General features: G+C 65.5%; 16 protein-coding genes. 12 read left to right on the top strand and 4 right to left on the bottom strand.

The window, feature by feature from the left end; genetic code table 11:
- Positions 1-22: 22 nt before the first annotated feature.
- Both WHZ77_RS23515 and WHZ77_RS23510 read left to right on the top strand, forming a co-directional pair.
- Positions 23-2,548 (top strand): circularly permuted type 2 ATP-grasp protein, encoded by a 2,526-nt coding sequence (locus WHZ77_RS23515; RefSeq protein WP_375310125.1) that lies wholly within the window; start codon positions 23-25, stop codon positions 2,546-2,548.
- Positions 2,545-3,423: a transglutaminase N-terminal domain-containing protein gene (locus WHZ77_RS23510; protein ID WP_375310124.1), complete on the top strand. Its 879-nt coding sequence runs from the start codon at positions 2,545-2,547 to the stop codon at positions 3,421-3,423. The genes WHZ77_RS23515 and WHZ77_RS23510 overlap by 4 nt, the downstream gene beginning before the upstream one ends.
- Positions 3,424-3,444: 21 nt before the next feature.
- Here the strand turns inward: WHZ77_RS23510 and WHZ77_RS23505 are convergent, their stop codons facing one another.
- The gene (locus WHZ77_RS23505) at positions 3,445-3,675 is read right to left on the bottom strand and encodes a hypothetical protein (RefSeq protein WP_375310123.1); all 231 of its coding nucleotides are present in this window, start codon (positions 3,673-3,675) and stop codon (positions 3,445-3,447) included.
- Here WHZ77_RS23505 and WHZ77_RS23500 point away from each other — a divergent pair.
- From WHZ77_RS23500 to WHZ77_RS23490, 3 genes are all read left to right on the top strand, one after another.
- Entirely contained in the window at positions 3,665-4,186 is a 522-nt protein-coding gene (locus WHZ77_RS23500; RefSeq protein WP_375310122.1) for a LysR family transcriptional regulator substrate-binding protein, read from the top strand. The genes WHZ77_RS23505 and WHZ77_RS23500 overlap by 11 nt on opposite strands.
- Before the next feature lie 222 nt (positions 4,187-4,408).
- Entirely contained in the window at positions 4,409-5,236 is an 828-nt protein-coding gene (locus WHZ77_RS23495) for a metal-dependent phosphohydrolase (RefSeq protein WP_375310121.1), read from the top strand.
- 104 nt (positions 5,237-5,340) lie between these two features.
- Entirely contained in the window at positions 5,341-5,793 is a 453-nt protein-coding gene (locus tag WHZ77_RS23490) for a TspO/MBR family protein (RefSeq protein ID WP_375310120.1), read from the top strand.
- A 13-nt stretch (positions 5,794-5,806) separates the two neighbouring features.
- On the opposite strand, the gene WHZ77_RS23485 is transcribed toward WHZ77_RS23490, so the two are convergent.
- From WHZ77_RS23485 to WHZ77_RS23475, 3 genes are all read right to left on the bottom strand, one after another.
- Positions 5,807-6,307 (bottom strand): sigma-70 family RNA polymerase sigma factor, encoded by a 501-nt coding sequence (locus tag WHZ77_RS23485; RefSeq protein ID WP_375310119.1) that lies wholly within the window; start codon positions 6,305-6,307, stop codon positions 5,807-5,809.
- 200 nt (positions 6,308-6,507) lie between these two features.
- Positions 6,508-7,155 (bottom strand): ChrR family anti-sigma-E factor, encoded by a 648-nt coding sequence (locus WHZ77_RS23480; protein ID WP_375310118.1) that lies wholly within the window; start codon positions 7,153-7,155, stop codon positions 6,508-6,510.
- On the bottom strand, positions 7,152-7,697 hold the full coding sequence (locus tag WHZ77_RS23475; protein WP_375314799.1) for a sigma-70 family RNA polymerase sigma factor: 546 nt from the start codon (positions 7,695-7,697) through the stop codon (positions 7,152-7,154). The genes WHZ77_RS23480 and WHZ77_RS23475 overlap by 4 nt, the downstream gene beginning before the upstream one ends.
- A 457-nt stretch (positions 7,698-8,154) precedes the next feature.
- Between WHZ77_RS23475 and WHZ77_RS23470 the strand changes: the two genes are divergently transcribed.
- The 7 genes from WHZ77_RS23470 to WHZ77_RS23440 all read left to right on the top strand — a co-directional run bounded on the left by WHZ77_RS23470 (position 8,155) and on the right by WHZ77_RS23440 (position 17,195).
- Entirely contained in the window at positions 8,155-10,239 is a 2,085-nt protein-coding gene (locus tag WHZ77_RS23470; protein ID WP_375310117.1) for a putative bifunctional diguanylate cyclase/phosphodiesterase, read from the top strand.
- Between the two features lie 76 nt (positions 10,240-10,315).
- The gene (locus WHZ77_RS23465; RefSeq protein WP_375310116.1) at positions 10,316-11,212 is read left to right on the top strand and encodes an alpha/beta fold hydrolase; all 897 of its coding nucleotides are present in this window, start codon (positions 10,316-10,318) and stop codon (positions 11,210-11,212) included.
- Between the two features lie 73 nt (positions 11,213-11,285).
- Positions 11,286-12,812, top strand: a complete 1,527-nt coding sequence (locus WHZ77_RS23460) for an FAD-dependent oxidoreductase (protein ID WP_375310115.1) — start codon at positions 11,286-11,288, stop codon at positions 12,810-12,812.
- 128 nt (positions 12,813-12,940) lie between these two features.
- Positions 12,941-13,516 carry an HdeD family acid-resistance protein gene (locus tag WHZ77_RS23455; protein ID WP_375310114.1) on the top strand — a complete coding sequence of 192 codons (576 nt, stop codon included), beginning with the start codon at positions 12,941-12,943 and terminating at the stop codon, positions 13,514-13,516.
- Between the two features lie 119 nt (positions 13,517-13,635).
- On the top strand, positions 13,636-14,847 hold the full coding sequence (locus WHZ77_RS23450; RefSeq protein ID WP_375310113.1) for an ABC transporter substrate-binding protein: 1,212 nt from the start codon (positions 13,636-13,638) through the stop codon (positions 14,845-14,847).
- Between the two features lie 28 nt (positions 14,848-14,875).
- The gene (locus WHZ77_RS23445; RefSeq protein WP_375310112.1) at positions 14,876-16,090 is read left to right on the top strand and encodes an acyl-CoA dehydrogenase family protein; all 1,215 of its coding nucleotides are present in this window, start codon (positions 14,876-14,878) and stop codon (positions 16,088-16,090) included.
- Positions 16,091-16,232: 142 nt separating this feature from the next.
- A complete protein-coding gene (locus tag WHZ77_RS23440; RefSeq protein ID WP_375310111.1) occupies positions 16,233-17,195 on the top strand; it encodes an alpha/beta fold hydrolase in 963 nt (320 codons plus the stop codon).
- Positions 17,196-17,263 lie beyond the last annotated feature (68 nt).

The raw sequence follows: 17,263 nt of genomic DNA, 5'->3' as shown, positions 1-17,263 counted from the left end.
AGGGCGGGGCAGGGAGAGGCGCATGGGCGAGGGCGCAGCCGAAGAGGACGACAGGGCGGGTAAGGCGCAAGGTCAGCGCGAAGGCCAGCGTCGCCTCGCGCAATGGGTCCGCGACTATCGCCGCCTGCCCGGCATCCCCGACGAGTTTTTGGGGTCCGACGGCGCCCCGCGCGCGGTCTGGGGCCGCTTTTTCGACGCCTTCGGCGCGCTTGCGCCCGACGAGATCGAGCGGCGGTTTGGCATGGCCGACCGCCACCTCCGCGAGGCCGGCGTCACCTACCGCGCCCCCGGCGACGGCGCCGACCGGCCCTGGTCGCTCAGCCACCTGCCGCTGCTGATCGACGAGGCCGACTGGAAGCAGCTGTCCGCCGGCATCACCCAGCGCGCCGAGCTGCTCGAGCTCGTCTTGCGCGACATCTATGGCGAGGGCCGGCTGGTCGCGGAAGGCGCGCTGCCGGCGGCCGCGATCGCCGGCAGTCCCGAATATCTCCGTCCCGTCTGCGGCGTGCCGCCGCCGGGCGGGCGCTACCTTTCGCTCTATGCCGCCGATGTCGGCCGCGGCCCCGACGGCCGCTGGTGGGTACTCGGCGACCGCACCCAGGCGCCGTCGGGCGCGGGCTACGCGCTGGAGAACCGCCTGGTGCTCTCGCGCGCCTTCTCCGATCTCTACAAGTCGATGAACGTGCCGCGCGTCGCGCCGTTCTTCGAGGCGTTCCGCGACAGCCTGCGCGCGCGCGCCGACCGCGACGAGCCGCGGATCGGCGTGCTCACGCCCGGCAGCTTCAGCGAGACCTATTTCGAGCATGCGACGCTGGCGCGCTATCTCGGCTTCCTGCTGGTCGAGGGCGACGATCTCGCCGTCAGCGACGACCGCGTTCACATCCGCACCGTCGCCGGCCTGAAGCGGCTCGACGTGCTGCTCCGCCGTGTCGATTCCAACTCGCTCGATCCGCTCGAGCTCGATGCGTCCTCGCATCTCGGCGTGCCCGGCCTGATCGACGTGCTGCGCAAGGATGGCGTCGTCGTCGCCAACATGCCGGGCTCCGGCGTGCTGGAGGCGCGCGCGATGCTCGGTTTCCTGCCGGCGCTGAGCCGCCGTCTGCTCGGCGAAGAGCTGAAGATGCCGCATATCGCGACCTGGTGGTGCGGCCAGCGCATCGCGCGCGACGAGGTGCTGTCGCGGCTCGACGAGGTCGCGATCGAAGGCGCCTATGGGCGCGGCGTTCCCGGGTTCGATAGCAACGGCCCGGTACTCGCGAGCGAGCTCGACGCGGCCGGACGCCAGCGTCTGATCGATTCCATCAGCGCGCGCGGCATGGACTATGTCGGCCAGGAGGTGGTGCGGCTTTCGACCATGCCGGTGTGGGAGCAGGGCCAGATTACGCCGCGCCCCTTCGTGCTGCGCGTGTTCGCGGCAGCGACTCCCGACGGCTGGGCCATCATGCCCGGCGGATTCTGCCGGATCGCCGAGCAGGCCGACGCGCGTGCGGTCTCGATGGGCGACGGCGCCCGCGCCGCCGACGTCTGGGTCGTCTCGGAGAAGAAGGTCGCCACCGCGACGCTGCTGCCGGCGGTCGACAAGGTGCGCATCCGCCGCATCGCTGGCGTGCTGCCGAGCCGCGCCGCCGACAACCTGTTCTGGCTCGGCCGCTATCTCGAGCGCGCCGAAGCGACGCTGCGGCTGGTGCGGGCGCTGGGCTCGCCGAGCGGGCCCAACAAGGGCACCGCGGCCTCGCTGCAATCGGCGGAGCGCATCCAGCGCCTGCTGGTGGCCTGGGGCGCGATCTCCCAAGCCTCGCGCGCGACGCCGGGACGCGTCACCGCCGAAGCGCTGCAGAACGCCGAGCGTTTCGGCTCGGCGCTGTCGCTGGTGCGCGCGGCCCAGCGCACGGCGACGTCCTTGCGCGAGCGGCTGTCGCCCGATGCCTGGCAGGTCATCACCGAAATGGCCGAGCGGCTCGCCGTCGAGGTCGAGGATGACGACAGTGTGCTGAGCGCGGCCGAGCTGACCCTGCAGGAGCTTGCGAGCTTTGCCGGTCTTGCCCAGGAGAACATGAATCGTGCCGCCGGCTGGCGCTTCCTCGATGTCGGCCGCCGCACCGAGCGCGCCATCAACACCGCGCGCTTCGCGCGCCAGTTCGCCTATGACGAGGCCGGTGACGAGGATCTCGACATCCTGCTGACGCTGGTGGATTCCCAGATCACCTACCGCTCGCGCTATCTGCTGGCGCCGATCCTGGCCCCGGTGCGCGACCTCGCCGTGCTGGACAGCTACAATCCGCGGTCGGTGGCGTTCCAGGTTGCGACCCTGAACGAGCACATCGCCGCGCTGCCGAGCCTGAAGGAGCACGGCCTGATCGAGCGGCCGCAGCGGCTCGCGCTTGCCGTGCAGGCGATGCTGACCACGGCTGAAGCCGAGAAGCTCGAGGTCAAGTCGCTGTTCTCGCTGGAGCAGGATCTGCTCAGCCTCGCCGAGGCGATCGGGCTGCATTACTTCCCGCACGGCCCGAATGCCAGCCGGCCGGAAAAGCTGACGGGGCTGGCGTGATCTACGACATCCGGCACGTCACCACCTACGAATATGAGAGCGCGGTCAGCTTCGCTCGCTGCACGTTGCGGCTGGAGCCGAAGAACGGAGACGGCCAGGAACTGATCTCGCACCGTGTCGAGATCCGTCCGCGCCCCGCCGAGCGGCATGTCCGTCGCGATTTCTTCGGCACGCTGACCGAGAGCATCGTGATCGAGACGGCGCATCGCAATCTGCGCATCGACTCGCGCTCGCGCGTGTCGGTCTCGCGCAAGCCGCCGGCGCGCGATGCCGCGAGCCCGGCCTGGGAGAGCATCCGCGACCTCGCGTTTGAGGCGACCAGCCTCGGGCCGTCCTCGCCGGTCGGCTATGTCTTTGCAAGCCCGCTGGTGCCGGTGCTGCGCCCCGTCAGCGCCTATGCCGCTTTGAGCTTTGCGCCCGGCGCGGGAATCCTCGCCGGCGCCGCCGATCTCATGCATCGCATCCGCACCGAGTTTCGCTACGATCCCAAGGCGACGGTGATCTCGACGCCGCTCGATGAGGTCTTCGACAAGCGCCATGGCGTCTGCCAGGATTTCGCCCATGTGATGATCGCGGGCCTGCGCGGGCTCGGTCTGCCCGCCGCCTATGTCAGCGGATACTTACGCACCATTCCGCCCGCGGGCCAGCAGCGTCTGCAGGGCGCCGATGCCACCCACGCCTGGGTGTCGCTGTGGTGCGGGGCGGAACTCGGCTGGGTCGATTTCGATCCCACCAACGATCTCCTGGTGGCAAACGACCATATCGTGCTCGCCGTCGCACGCGACTTTTCCGACGTCTCGCCGGTCGATGGCATCATCGTCGGCTCGCGGAAGCAGAAGCTCGGCGTCGCCGTCGACGTGTTGTTGGTGGAGTAGCAGATGATCGGCGCGCGCCGATCATCGCACCATGGTTTCGCGGTCCCAGGCATGGTAGTCGGGTGAACCTTCGATGCGGATGGGACCGTCGTAGCCGAATTCCACCATGTGCACGGTCACGTAGTCGTCCCCGAAAAAGACGACGCCATAGGCCTGCGGCAGGTCGGACGCGCTCAGCAGCCTGGTCTCGGAGAACAACCACGCATTGATAGTCAGGAAGATCGCCCCAATCGGCAACGCCATGCCGCGCATGGTGCTGATCGCGGCCTTTCGCAATCTGCATCTAAAGATTCAGATCAACATCGAGATCGGAAGCTGGTCGGCGATCATGGCGGCCGTGGTCGACCAGCGCGTCGTCGCGATCTGCCATCCCGTTCACGACCTGAGCCGTGAATCGCGCGTGTCGGTCGCCAGCCTGATGCAGTATCCGCTGGTCTTTCGCACCCGGGATTCGTCGACCCAGCGTGCCGTGGACAGGGCGTTTCGCGCCGTCAATCTGCGCGCAAGTCCAGCGATCATCGTCAACACGCGGGAGGGCATGCTGGAGGCGGTCGCCAATCGGCTCGGTGTCGGGTTTGTCTGGGAGCACAGCTCGAGCCGCGTCGATCGCATCGCCAAGGTGGCGATCGCGGAAATCAAGGCGGAGTCGCCCGAATACATCTTCTCGTTGGCCGGCAGACGCGGCAAACTGGTCGAATTGTTCTATCTGGCCAGAAGTCTGTCGCCCTCGGCCGACGGCGCCGACATCCTGGCTGCGCCTTGAAGGGGCGGTCGGACCGGGACCGTTTCCTGCCCACCCTCAAGGTGTGACGAAATGCGACCTCAACCGGGATGTTGCGCAGCGGGATTGTAACATATTGCCAAATTTGGGTTCCCGGGATTTGGTCAGGCGGCCCAAGATGGGCTATGCTGGCCTCTGCGTCGAGGACAAGAGCGGGGCGTCGGGAGAACGCGTGGGACACCACCGACAAACGGGGCTGAATCCATGATCACGTTGCCAAGACTGGCGGCCGAATCCCTGGAGAAGTTGCTGGGCACGTTCATGCGTCGGCGCTACGACGAGGACTCCGCAAGGATCGTAGAGGGGGCGACGCGCACGGCACTGGAGTGCATCGGCAACAGCGACGCACTCTACCACAATATCGAGCATACCATGCTGGTGACGCTGGCGGGCCAGGCGATCCTCCAGGGCCGCCATCTGCACGGACACCTCTCGGCGGAGGATTACACCCACATCCTCGTCGCCTGCCTCGCCCACGACATCGGCTACGTCCGTGGCCTGTTCGAGGACGACGACGAGGACGGCTTCGTGATCGACGCGGCGGGCAACAAGGTCTCTCTGCCGCGGGGTGCATCGGATGCCAGTCTGATGATGTATCACGTCGACCGATCGAAGCTATACGTAGAGCAGCGGCTACGGCCGGTCGAGGGGCTCGACAGCGAGCGCATTGCCCGCGCCATCGAGGGCACGCGTTTTCCGGCCCGCGAGGGCCAGGACTACGACGAGGACGCCTCGATCCTGCGCGCTGCCGATTTCATCGGCCAGCTCGGCGATCCCAATTATCTGCGCAAGGCCAACGCGCTCTATTACGAGTTCGAGGAGGTCGGCATGAACCGGCAACTCGGCTACGACTCGCCCGCAGACATCGTGAACCGCTATCCACAGTTCTACTGGAACAGCGTCGCACCGCACATCCAGACCGAGATCGGTTATCTCAACAAGACCGAGATCGGCCGGCAATGGATCGCCAACCTCTACAGCAACGTCTTCCGCGCCGAGCGCGAGATTTCGCTGTCAGGCCCCCAGAAATAAGGGCCGGACGGAGCACCTCGATCCGCGACCCCTGGGTGATCCAATCCTGCCGCTGCAGCGTTTGAAGAGATGACACCTGTCTCGATCACGCGCGGCGTTGGCTGATGGTAACCTATGCAAGAGCGGCTCTATTCGTCCTGGTCGTCTTCGGGATCGGCTTCGCCATCGGCAGCACAAACCTGCCCGGGGCCTGGTACGCCGGGCTGACCAAGCCGCCGTTCAATCCTCCGAACTGGGTTTTCGCGCCGGTATGGTCCTTGATCTACCTGCTGATCGCGCTCGCCGGCGCGCGGACCTGGGCGCGGGCGCCGCGGGGCGCGGCCATGCTGCTCTGGACCGCGCAGATGCTGCTGAATTTCATCTGGTCGCCGGTGTTCTTCACGTGGCATCGAACTGGCGTCGCGCTGGCCGTGATTGTCGCGATGCTGCTGGCGATCATCGGATTCATCGTCGAGCGCTGGCAGGCCGATCGGGTGGCCGCGGCGCTGTTCGTGCCCTACCTTGCCTGGGTGGCATTTGCCACCCTGCTCAACGCCAGCATTTTCTTGCTCAACTGAGCCGCGGCTCGGGTCATCCGGCCGTCGGCGGCGAGGCGATCGGATGAGGCGCGGCCGCGCCTGACGCACAAGCCAGGCAATCGGCGCGGACCGAGGCAAGCGTCCGATGCAGCCAGGTCTTGATCGTGCCGACGGGCACGCCAAAGCGCCGCGACAGGCTCAGCCGGCTTTCACCCTCGAGATAGGCAAGCGAGAGCAGATGCCGGCGATCCCGTGGAAGTCTGTCGAGAACACCAGCCGCGATCGGCTGAACCAGATCGTAGTCGAACGGGTCGGAATCCCGACCCCCGGCGTCGGGCACGAACAAGGCCTCGTCCAGATCCGCCGTGGCCACCTGCTTGAGCCGAAGCGCGTCGATAGTGGTGTTGCGCATGATCGTGCACATCCACGTGATGGGCGAGGCGCGCTCAGGATCGAAACTCGCGGCGTGTTTCCAGATCTTCAGATAGGCTTCCTGAAGCAGGTCGTCGAGATCGACGATCGACGGCGACACCGACAGCGCGGTCTTGCGCAACCTGTTTCGCGTCGACGCATGCAATTCCGCAAAGGCCCGCTGGTCGCCGTTTCCGGCGCGCCGGAGCAGGGCGCTCAAACGCTCGATGCTTGCATCCTTTTGAACGGCGCGACCGCAGCTCATGCTTCGTCTCCGGCATCAGTCAGCTAGGAAACGATCGTTGTGCGGCGCTGGATCACCTCCGCGACCGGAGGCCGCGCTTAAAGTCGGACGAAAGGCGAAATCAGCCTGCCAAGCAGTCCATGCAGTTCGAGGTCTCCGGTCATGGCGACCAGGCACAGGCAAGGCTCTTCCGGCCCCACGACCGGCTGATGATCGACCTCGCCGTCGCCGAAGTCGAAATCGCCGGGACCGTAGCGGCCGGCTTCGTGACTGAAGCTGCCCTTCAACACGCAGGTCAGCTCCGTTCCCGAGTGCGAGTGTTGCAGCATGCGTGCGCCCGGCGCGGACCACAGCAGGAACGCGCGCGATTGTTTCGCGCTCGGCAGAATGATCGGCTGAAGCTTGAGGCCCGGTGCCACGCGGCGCTGCTTGCCGAACCGGCAGCGGCGCAGGAGCTCCGGCAAATCCTCGTCCGGAAGCGCGGAGGGGGGCGGGACATCGGCGCGCGGCGCCGGCTGCGGCTCGTCGAGCTTCGCCATGATCGCCGCGAACGCATCGGCCTTCATCGCAACCGGTGCGGTCTCCTCGAGCGCGGCGCCGGCCAGATGTTCCATCGCCCCGGCAAAGCGGCGGCACGCCGGGCACTGCGCGACGTGCACGGCGACAACGAGATGATCGGCCTCGTCGAGTCGGCCCGTTGCGAAGTCGGCAAGCAGTTCATCCGGTGGGTGGTGGCTGATGGTCATGTCGGTTCGTCCAGCAGGTCTCGCAGGCGGCTCATGGCCAGTCGGATGCGCGATTTCACGGTTCCCAGGGGAATGCCGAGACTCTCGGCGATCTCGGCATGTGGGCGCTCCTCAATGAACGACATCCGGACCACCCTGGATTGCTCCTCCGACAGGCGAAGCAGCGCTGCCGCGACGCGCGACACATCCTCGCCCCTGGCCATGAGGATCTCCGGCGAGTCCACGATGTCGTCAGCGTTATCGATGAGGCCGGGCTGGTCGGCACGCGCCTGGCGCACCGCGCGCCTCGCCGCGTCGATGCGCAGATTCCGCGCGATGGTGAAGATCCACGCGGCTGCGCCGCCGGACGACGGATCGAATTGAGCCGCCTTGCGCCAGACGGCAAGCAGCGTGCTCTGCGCAATTTCCTCCGCGGTGTCGGCGTCCGTCCCGATCTTCATCAGGAGGCCCTTCACGCGAGGAGCAAAATGCTCGAACAGAAGCCTGAAGGCATCGCGATCGCCATGGGCCGCGACACGTCCGATCAATTCAGCCCATTCCACCGTCGCCTTGGGCCTTTCCAATGGTGTCCGTTGCAACCGGATCCAGCGACGAGCGGGCACGGAGGGCCTGCTCCGTACGGACCTGCTCAGGGCTGGAAGACCGGCGTTCATGAAGCCTCGGTTGGTGTATCCGCTCGGAAACGATGGACGCCGCCGTTTGGATCACCTGCCGGGTGGTCATGTCTTAGGCGTTCGCCCGCCCTGCGACAAGCGGGGTTCCAGTTGCCGTCAGTGATGCAACGGCCGCTCACCCCATCTTCATCCTGCTTCCGGTTTGTTCCCTTTGAAGCCGGGACCGGAGCGCCGTCCTAACCGGCACTTAAGGGCCCCCGTGGCTCGATGACCCGCCTGCGCCTCATGCTCCGGGCCGCCATTCGCACTTTTCTAACCAACAATTGACCCGCCCTGATCCGTTTTCACGCCCAGCCCGTATCTCGCGTTCGGGAGAAATCATTCGATGTGGCAAGCCCTGACCTGTCTGCCTGAGCAGCATGACCTCAGCTACGTCACAGCTGCGGCCCTCGTCTGCGTGCTGGGCTCCCTGCTGTCGATGCGGCTGTTGGCGCGAGTTCGTCGCAATACCGGCATGCGGCGGCTGCATCTGCTGTTCCTGTCAGGACTGGTTGCGGGCGGCACCGTCTGGACCACCCATTTTGCGGCCATGCTCGGCTACAATGCGCCGGTCGCGCGCGCCTTTGAGCCGGCGCTGTCGTTTGCTTCGCTGATGATCGCCGTGATCCTGGCCTGGGTGGGGTTCTTCATGACGACCCGCACCCGGCTCGGGCCCGAGATCGAGGGCGGCGGCGCGATCTTCGGTCTCGGCATCGCCGCGATGCACTACACCGGGATGGCGGGGTTCGAGATTCCAGGCGTGCTCGGCTGGAACTACCCGCTCGTTGCACTGTCTGTCGTGTTCGCGGCGGGCTTTGGCGCTGTGGCCGCGAACCGCATTGCGCGGCCGATCACGCGCTTCTGCAAATATGGCGGCACGCTCGCGATGATCCTGGCGATCGTCTCGTTGCATTTCACCGGCATGGCCGCCGTGACGATATATCCGGTCTTCGACCTGGCCGTGCCGCCGCAGACCCTGTCCGACACGTTCATGATCACCAGTGTCATCGTCGGCGTCAGCCTGATGATGGCGATGGGAGCCTCGGCCTACGCGATCGACTTGCAGGCCGCCAACGAAGCGACCGAAAGTTACAAGCAACTGGCGATGCACGATCCGCTGACCGGTTTGCCGAACCGCAACGGCTTGGCGCAGCGGCTGCACGATCTGCTGGCTGGACGCGGCGACGACACCGCGCGCGTCGTCGTACTGGCGATCGATCTCGATCGCTTCAAGGACATCAACGACGTCCACGGCCATATCGGCGGTGACTATCTGCTGCAGCAGGTGGCACGGCGCATCTCCGGCGAATTGCAGGAGGGCGAATTCCTGGCCCGGATCGGCGGTGACGAATTCGTCGCCGTCAAGAGCGAGATCTTCGCGCGGGGCGAGGCGGTGAAGTTCGCCGAGCGGCTGCGCAAGGTCGTGCTCGAGCCGGTCGAGTGGCAGCATCAGACGCTGGCAGTCGGTTGCAGCATCGGCGTTGCCCTGTTTCCCGAGCACGGGCAGACCGGCGAGTGTCTCACCCAGCGCGCCGACCTTGCGATGTATCGTGCAAAGAGCCTCGGCCGCGGCAAGATCTGCACCTATGAGCCGTCGATGGACGAGGCCAGCCGCGCCCGCGCCGAGCTTGCGATCGATCTCAAGCGCGCACTGATCGGCAACGAGCTGGAGCTCTACTATCAGGTTCAGAACGATACGCAGACCGGAGGGATCGTCGGTTTCGAAGCCTTGATCCGCTGGAACCACCCGCAGAAGGGACGCATCCCGCCGGATGCCTTCATTCCGATCGCGGAAGAGACCGGCCTGATCATCGAGATCGGCGACTGGGTAATGCGGACGGCCTGCCAGACCGCCACCCGGTGGCGCCTGCCGTTCAAGGTCGCGGTGAACGTTGCGCCGATGCAGCTCAACCACGACCTGCCGCGGCGGGTGACGGAAATTCTGAAGGAGACCGGGCTGCAGCCGGCGCGTCTGGAGATCGAACTGACCGAGAGCGGCATCATCGCCGACCGTCAGCATGCGCTCCAGGTCGTGCTCGCCCTGAAGAACATCGGCGTGACCGTCGCGATGGACGATTTCGGCACCGGCTATTCCTCGCTGTCGACGCTCCAGGCCTTTCCGTTCGACAAGATCAAGGTCGACAAGAGCTTCGTCCAGGCGGTCGAGACCAGCGTGCATGCGGCGGCGATCGTCAAGGCGACGCTGCTGCTCGGGCGCAGTCTCAACATCCCCGTGCTGGCCGAGGGCGTCGAGACCACGCGTCATCTCGATTTCCTGCGCGCGGAGGGCTGCGACAGCGTGCAGGGCTATCTGTTCGGCAAGCCGATGCCGGTCGATGTCATCAACCGGATGATCGACGAGCAGAAGGTCGCGGAGCCTGCTGAAGCGCAGCATGCGCACGCCATGCGCAGGCCGGTCGCTGCGGCCTGAACGCACACCGGACGCTTGAGTGCCATACTCTTGAAGGCTTAAGCTGCGACCTCGCATCCCTGCCGGAAAAGGTCGCATGCAACACAAATCCGTCACCACCGAAATCCTCGACATAGCCTATCTCGACTACGGCCCGCCCGATGGCTGGCCCTGCATCATGGGCCACGGCTTTCCCTATGACGTGAACGCCTATGCCGAGGCCGCGCCGATCCTGGCGCAAGCGGGCGCGCGGGTGCTGGTGCCCTGGTTGCGCGGCTACGGGCCGACGCGGTTTCGTTCAACTTCCACTTTGCGCTCCGGTGAGCAGGCGGCGCTGGGCGCCGATCTGCTCGCTTTCATGGACGCGCTTGGCATCGAACGCGCAGTCGTCAGCGGTTATGACTGGGGTGGGCGCGCGGCCTGCGTCGTCTCGGTGCTGTATCCCGAGCGCGTGATCGGACTCGTCACCGGCAATTCCTACAACATCCAGAACATCGCCCGTGCAATGGAGCCGGCTTCGCCGCCGGAGGAAGCGGCGCTCTGGTATCAATATCTCTTTCACAACGAGCGCGGCCGCCGCGCGCTCGAGCGCAACCGCCGCGGCTTCGCGCGCCAGCTCTGGGCGATGTGGTCGCCGACCTGGGCATTTGACGACGCGACCTTCGAAAGGAGCGCGGCGTCGTTCGACAATCCCGATTTCGTCGACGTCGTGATCCATTCCTACCGCCACCGCTACGCGCTGGTCGCGGGGGATCCCGCCTATGCTGCGATCGAGGCAGAACTCGCCGTCCAGCCGCCGGTGCGCGTGCCGGCCATTGCGATCGACGGCGACAGCGACGGCGTCAATCCCGGCACCGCCCATCATGCGAAGAAGTTCGAGGGATTTTTCGAGCGGCGCGTGTTCACCGGCGCCGGCCACAACCTGCCGCAGGAACGGCCCGCCGAATGGGCGCAGGCCGTGCTGGATGTGCGCGAGGCGGCTGCCGGGTCCTGATTTTCGCAATCGCAGGAACTTTTCGCTGGTCCAGCCGTCCAAATCCAGAGCTGCCCGTTAAGATGCGAAGGAGATGGCCATGAACGAGAAGAAGCCCAGCGGGCCCGATCTGACCAAGGGTGTTTCACACACTGATTTCAGGGACAGCAAGCTGCTCGGCCATGTCGGCGACGAGGATGTTCTGCTGGTGCAGGCGGGCAGCGAGATCTTCGCGATCGAGCCCGAGTGCAGCCATTGGCACGGTCCCCTCGCCGACGGGCTGGTGGTTGGCGACACGATCCGCTGCCCCTGGCATCACGCCTGCTTTTCCCTGCGGACCGGCGCGGCCACGCGTGCGCCGGCACTGAGCACACTGGCCGTGTGGGAGGTGACGCGAGATGGGGACAGGGTCGTCGTTCAGCGCAAGCGCGAGATGCCGGAGCCGCCAGCGCCCCACCGCGCAGCACCGACACAGGAGAAATTCGTCATCATCGGCGGCGGCGGGGCCGGTTTTGCGGCGGCCGAGATGCTTCGGCGCGAGGGTTTTGCCGGCAGCATCACGATGCTCAGCAATGACCGTGCGACGCCGGCCGACCGGCCCAACCTCTCCAAGGACTATCTCGCGGGCAATGCGCCGGAGGATTACCTGCCGTTGCGCCCTAAGGATTATTACAAGGACACAGCCATCGACCTTCGACTTGAAACCAATGTCGCCGCGATTGATCCGAAGGCGCGCATCGTCATGCTCGACAACGGCGACAAGCTGCCGTTCGATCGTCTGCTGCTGGCCACTGGTGCGGAGCCGGTGAAACTCCAGATCCCCGGCGCGGACCAGCCGCATGTCCACACCTTGCGCTCCGTTGCCGACAGCAAAGCCATCATCAACGCGGCGGGCAATGCAAAACGCGTGCTGGTGATAGGTGCCAGCTTCATCGGCCTTGAGGTCGCGGCGTCTTTGAGGGCTCGCAAGCTCGAGGTGCACGTTGTCGCGCCCGATGAACGGCCGATGCAGAAGGTGCTTGGCCCCGATATGGGCGACTTCATTCGCGCACTGCACGAAAAGAACGGCGTCAAATTCCACCTGAAGGACACGGTCGAGAAGCTCGACGGCACGCGCGCGACGCTGAAGAGCGGTACGGTGATCGAGGCTGATCTCGTCGTGGTCGGCATCGGCGTCAAGCCGCGTGTTGCGCTTGCCGAGCAGGCGGGTCTTGTCGCCGATCACGGTGTCAGTGTGAACGAATATCTCGAAACCAGCTCATCGGGCATCTTTGCCGCGGGCGACATCGCGCGCTGGCCCGATCCGCGCTCGGGCCGGAACATTCGCGTCGAGCATTGGGTGGTGGCGGAGCGGCAAGGCCAGACCGCCGCGCGCAACATGCTGGGCCGGCGCGAGCGTTTCGACGCTGTGCCGTTCTTCTGGACACAGCATTATGACACGGTGGTCAGCTATCTCGGTCACGCCGAGAGCTATGACGACATCGAGATCGACGGCAGTATTGCCCAACAAGACTGCCTGCTGCGTTACCGCAAGGAGGGCCGCGTGCTGGCCGTTGCGTCGATCAACCGCGACCTCGACAATCTCAGAGCGGAGCTCGAGATGGAGCTGGGGCCCGGCTGAAACGCCGCATTCGATCTTGATTTGCGTCAATGTTGCGGCCGGCCTGGGCTGCTCTGCTGGCTGTCGTTCCGGTCCGGTTCATGCTATCCTGAATTGTGCCTCCGGGCTTCGCATGCAGGAGTGGCGTCATGACAAGTGCTTCGGATACATCTCATCATTCAAGCCTCGGCTCCGGCATCGCGACGCTGCATGCCAAATGGGGCTGGATCGTCGCGCTCGGTGTCGTTTACCTCATCGCCGGCTTCGTCGCGCTCGGCAGCGTGGTGATGGCGACGGTGGCGAGCGTGATCGTGGTCGGCGCCATGATGATCGTCGCCGGCGCGGCCGAGATCATCGGCGCGTTCCAGATGAGGAGCTGGGGCAAGTTCCTGATCTGGGCCTTGCTCGGCGTGCTCTATGTGGTCGCGGGCTTCCTGACCTTCGAGAACCCGCTGTTCGCGGCAGTGCTGCTGACGCTCTTCCTCGGCGCTTCGCTGATCGCCTCGGGCGCGGTGCGGCTGTTCCTCGCCTTCAGCATGAAGCGCGAAAGCCCGTGGGTCTGGGTGGCGCTCTCGGGCGCCATCACGCTGCTGCTCGGATTGCTGATCGTGGCGCGCTGGCCTGTCAACAGCGTCTACATCCTTGGCCTGTTCCTCGGCATCGACCTGATCATGGCCGGCGCGGGCTGGATCAGCCTCGGCTTCAGCCTGAAGCAGCGCCACTAGCTCACCAGCAACTCGACGCAAGACCGCCTTGGCGAACTCCGCTGATCTGACGCGCTGACAAAAAGCAGCACGCCGCGCCTTCGCCTTGCCGCGCGGATGATAATCACTGGGGAGAAACCATGAAAGCCGCTTTGGCCCTGGCCGCAGCGCTGGCTGCCGTCTGCCTGTCCACACCAGTCTCCGCGCAAAAATCCTACGGTCCCGGCGTCAGCGACACCGAGATCAAGATCGGCAACACCATGCCCTATAGCGGCCCGGCGTCGCCGCTCGGCATCACCGGCCGGGTGATCGCTGCCTATTTCGACGAGGTCAACGAGAAGGGCGGGGTCAACGGCCGCAAGCTCAATCTCATGTCGCTCGACGACGCGTTCTCGCCGCCCAAGACCATGGAAGCCGCGCGGCGCCTCGTCGAGGGCGACGGTGTCGCCTTCATCTTCGCCACCATGGGCACCGCGCCGAGCTCGGCGATCGCAAAATATCTCAACAGCAACAAGGTGCCGCAACTGTTCCTGATCAGCTCGGCCTCGAAATGGAACGACCCGGCCAACATGCCGTGGTCGATGGCGCTGCCCTGGGCGCCGAACTACACCAGCGAGGCCGCGATCGACGTCGCCTATGCCCGCGCCAAGAACCCGAATGCGCGCTTCGCGGTGCTCTACCAGAACGACGATGCCGGCAAGGAATATCTTCGCGGCGTCAAGGAAGCGCTTGGTGCGGATGCAGACAAGGCGATCGCGATGGCCTCGAGCTTCGAGGTCAGCGATCCCACCGTCGATTCCCAGGTGCTGACGCTGGCGAACACCAAGGCGGACGTCTTCATGATCTATTCGGTGACGCCACGCGCCTGCGCGCAGGCGATCCGCAAAGCCCATGAGGTCGGCTGGCAGCCGACGCGCTTCCTCGCCTCCGGCTGCGCCAACAAGGCGACCGTGATGGTGCCCGCGGGTCTCGATGCCGGCAAGGGCGTGTTATCGCTCGGCTCGCTCAAGCCGTTCACGGCTGAGCCGAAGGACGATCCGGCGATGTCGGCCTATATCGACTTCGTGAAGAGGCGGCTGCCCAATGCCGACATCAACAACGTCGCCGCGCTCTACGGCTACACGGTTGCCGAGGCGCTGGTGGTGGTGCTGAAGCAGTGCAAGGACAATCTGACGCGCGAAAACATCATGGCGCAGGCGGCGAACCTGAAGAGCGTGCCGCTGTCGCTGCTGCTGCCGGGCATCACGCTGAATACGACGCCGCAGGATTTCCGCCCGATCAAGGACGGCTACATGCTCCAGTTCGACGGCAACGACTGGGTCGTGGCCAGCGAGCTGCTGCGGGGGACGTGAGGCGCGGTTCAGCGAACTGGAGACGACAATGGACTTTCAACACTCCGCACGTTCGCTGGAGCTTCAGGAGCGCGTCCGCCAGTTCATGCGGACGCATGTCGAGCCGGTCGAGGAGCTCTATTACGAGCAGGTGAAGCCGGAAGCGACGCGCTACAGGACGCCGCAGGTTCTTCAGGACCTGAAGCGGCTGGCGCGGGAGCAGGGGCTCTGGAACCTGTTCCTGTCAGGCGAGCACGGACCGGGCCTGACCAACCTCGACTACGCGCCCGTGAAGGAAATCATGGGCCGTATCCTCTGGGCGCCGGAGGTCTTCAACTGCTCGGCGCCCGATGTCGGCAACATGGAGGTGCTGGCGAACTACGGCACGCCCGCGCAGCAGGAGCGCTGGCTGAAGCCGCTCTTGGACGGGCGCATCCGCTCCGGCTTCTCGATGACCGAGCCACAGGTCGCCTCCAGCGATGCCACCAACATCCAGTGCGAGATCAAGCGCGACGGTGACAGCTACGTCATCAACGGACGAAAGTGGTTCACCTCGGGCGCGATGAACGAGGATTGTGAGATCCTGATCGTGATGGGCAAGACCGCGCCTGACGATCCCGACCGCCATCGCCAGCAATCCATGATCCTGGTGCCCAGAAACACGCCGGGCGTGCGCATCGTTCGCGACATGCTCACCTACGGCTATGACGACGCGCCGGTCGGCCACCCCGAGATCGTCTACGAGAATGTGCGTGTGCCCGCAGAAAACATCCTGCTCGGCGAAGGCCGCGGCTTCGAGATCGCGCAGGGCAGGCTCGGGCCCGGGCGCATCCATCACTGCATGCGCCTGATCGGCTGCGCCCAGCGCGCGCTGGAATTGACGTGCCAGCGTGCGGTTTCCCGCGTCGCCTTCGGCAAGCCGCTCGCCGAGCAGGGATCGGTCAAGGAGGACATCGCAAATTCGTTCTGCGAAATCGCGCAGGCGCGCCTCCTCACGCTGCAAGCCGCCGACAGGATGGACCGCGAAGGCAACAAGGCCGCCCGCGACTTGATCGCGGCCGCCAAGATCGTGGTGCCGAGCATGGCCGCCCGCGTCATCGACCGGGCCATCCAGATCCATGGCGCCGCCGGTGTCTCGCAGGATACTTTCCTGGCCCGCGCCTATGTCTACGCCCGTTTCATCCGCATCGGCGACGGGCCGGATCAGGTGCATCTGGCCGCGGTGGGCAAGGCGCTGATCAAGCGCGGCGGGGTGATGGCGTAGGCGGACAGCTTTCCGGGCGTTCGCGCAAAAATCGGGGCTCGCATCTAGTCGCAAGGTAGCATGGTGTGCTTTGATGCACCGGATTCTTTGGTACGTCACTGCCGACGTTGTTGCGCTCGGCACATCAGCGAGCAGGTCAACAATGTACAGTTTCGTCCCGGGCAGCCGGGCCTCCGGCGCGCGGTCCATCGCGGCCATTTTCGCCTCCATCCTGACGATCCTGATCGTCTGGAGCGGCCGATCCGCCCTTGCGGCCGTCGAGCCGTTTCCCGGGGATTTCAGAATCGAGCGTATTTCGGTCAACGGCGTCACCCTGCATGTCCGCGTCGGCGGAAAGGGACCGGCGGTCGTCCTCCTGCACGGCTTTGCCGACACCGGCGACATGTGGGCGCCGCTCGCCAAGGCGCTCTACAAGGACCACACCGTGATCGTTCCAGACCTGCGCGGGATGGGGCTGTCGTCGCAACCCGCGGGCGGCTACGACAAGAAAAACCAGGGCGTCGACATCGCCATGGTCATGGACAAGCTCAATGTCCAGAAAGCCGATCTCGTGACTCACGACATCGGCAACATGGTGGGCTATGCGCTGGCGGCGCAATATTCCGGTCGCATCACCAAATGGGTCGTCATCGATGCGCCGCTGCCCGGCATCGGGCCCTGGGACGAAATCCTGAAAAGCCCCATGCTGTGGCATTTCAATTTCCGCGGCCCTGACGTCGACCGTCTGGTCAAGGGCCGCGAGCGCATCTATCTCGACCGGTTCTACAACGAGCTGTCGGCCGATCCCAAGGCCATCGACGAAGCGACGCGCAACCATTATGCGAAGCTCTACGCCCGGCCCGGCAACATGCACTACGCCTTCGAACAGTTCGCGGCATTCGGGAAGGACGCCGCCGACAACAAGGTTTTTGCCGCGACCAAGCTGAACATGCCGATCCTTGCCCTCGGCGCCGAAAAGTCCTTTGGCGACCAGCAGGCTGCGGTCCTGCGCGAGGTCGGCACCAAGGTCGACGGCGGCATCATCACCGGCTCCGGGCATTGGATCATGGAAGAGCAGCCGGCGCAGACCGTGAGCAAGGTGCGCGCTTTCCTCGACGGGAAATGACGGGCAGGCGCTTCATCCGCATCGGCGACGCGCCGGATCAGGTGCATCTTCGGCGCGCCGTCGAGCAG

The sequence above is a fragment of the Bradyrhizobium sp. A5 genome (assembly GCF_042076515.1).
Classification (GTDB): Bacteria; Pseudomonadota; Alphaproteobacteria; order Rhizobiales; family Xanthobacteraceae; genus Bradyrhizobium; species Bradyrhizobium cosmicum.
The sequence above is the reverse complement of the archived record's forward strand: the minus strand, read 5'-3'. Positions and strand labels throughout refer to the sequence as shown.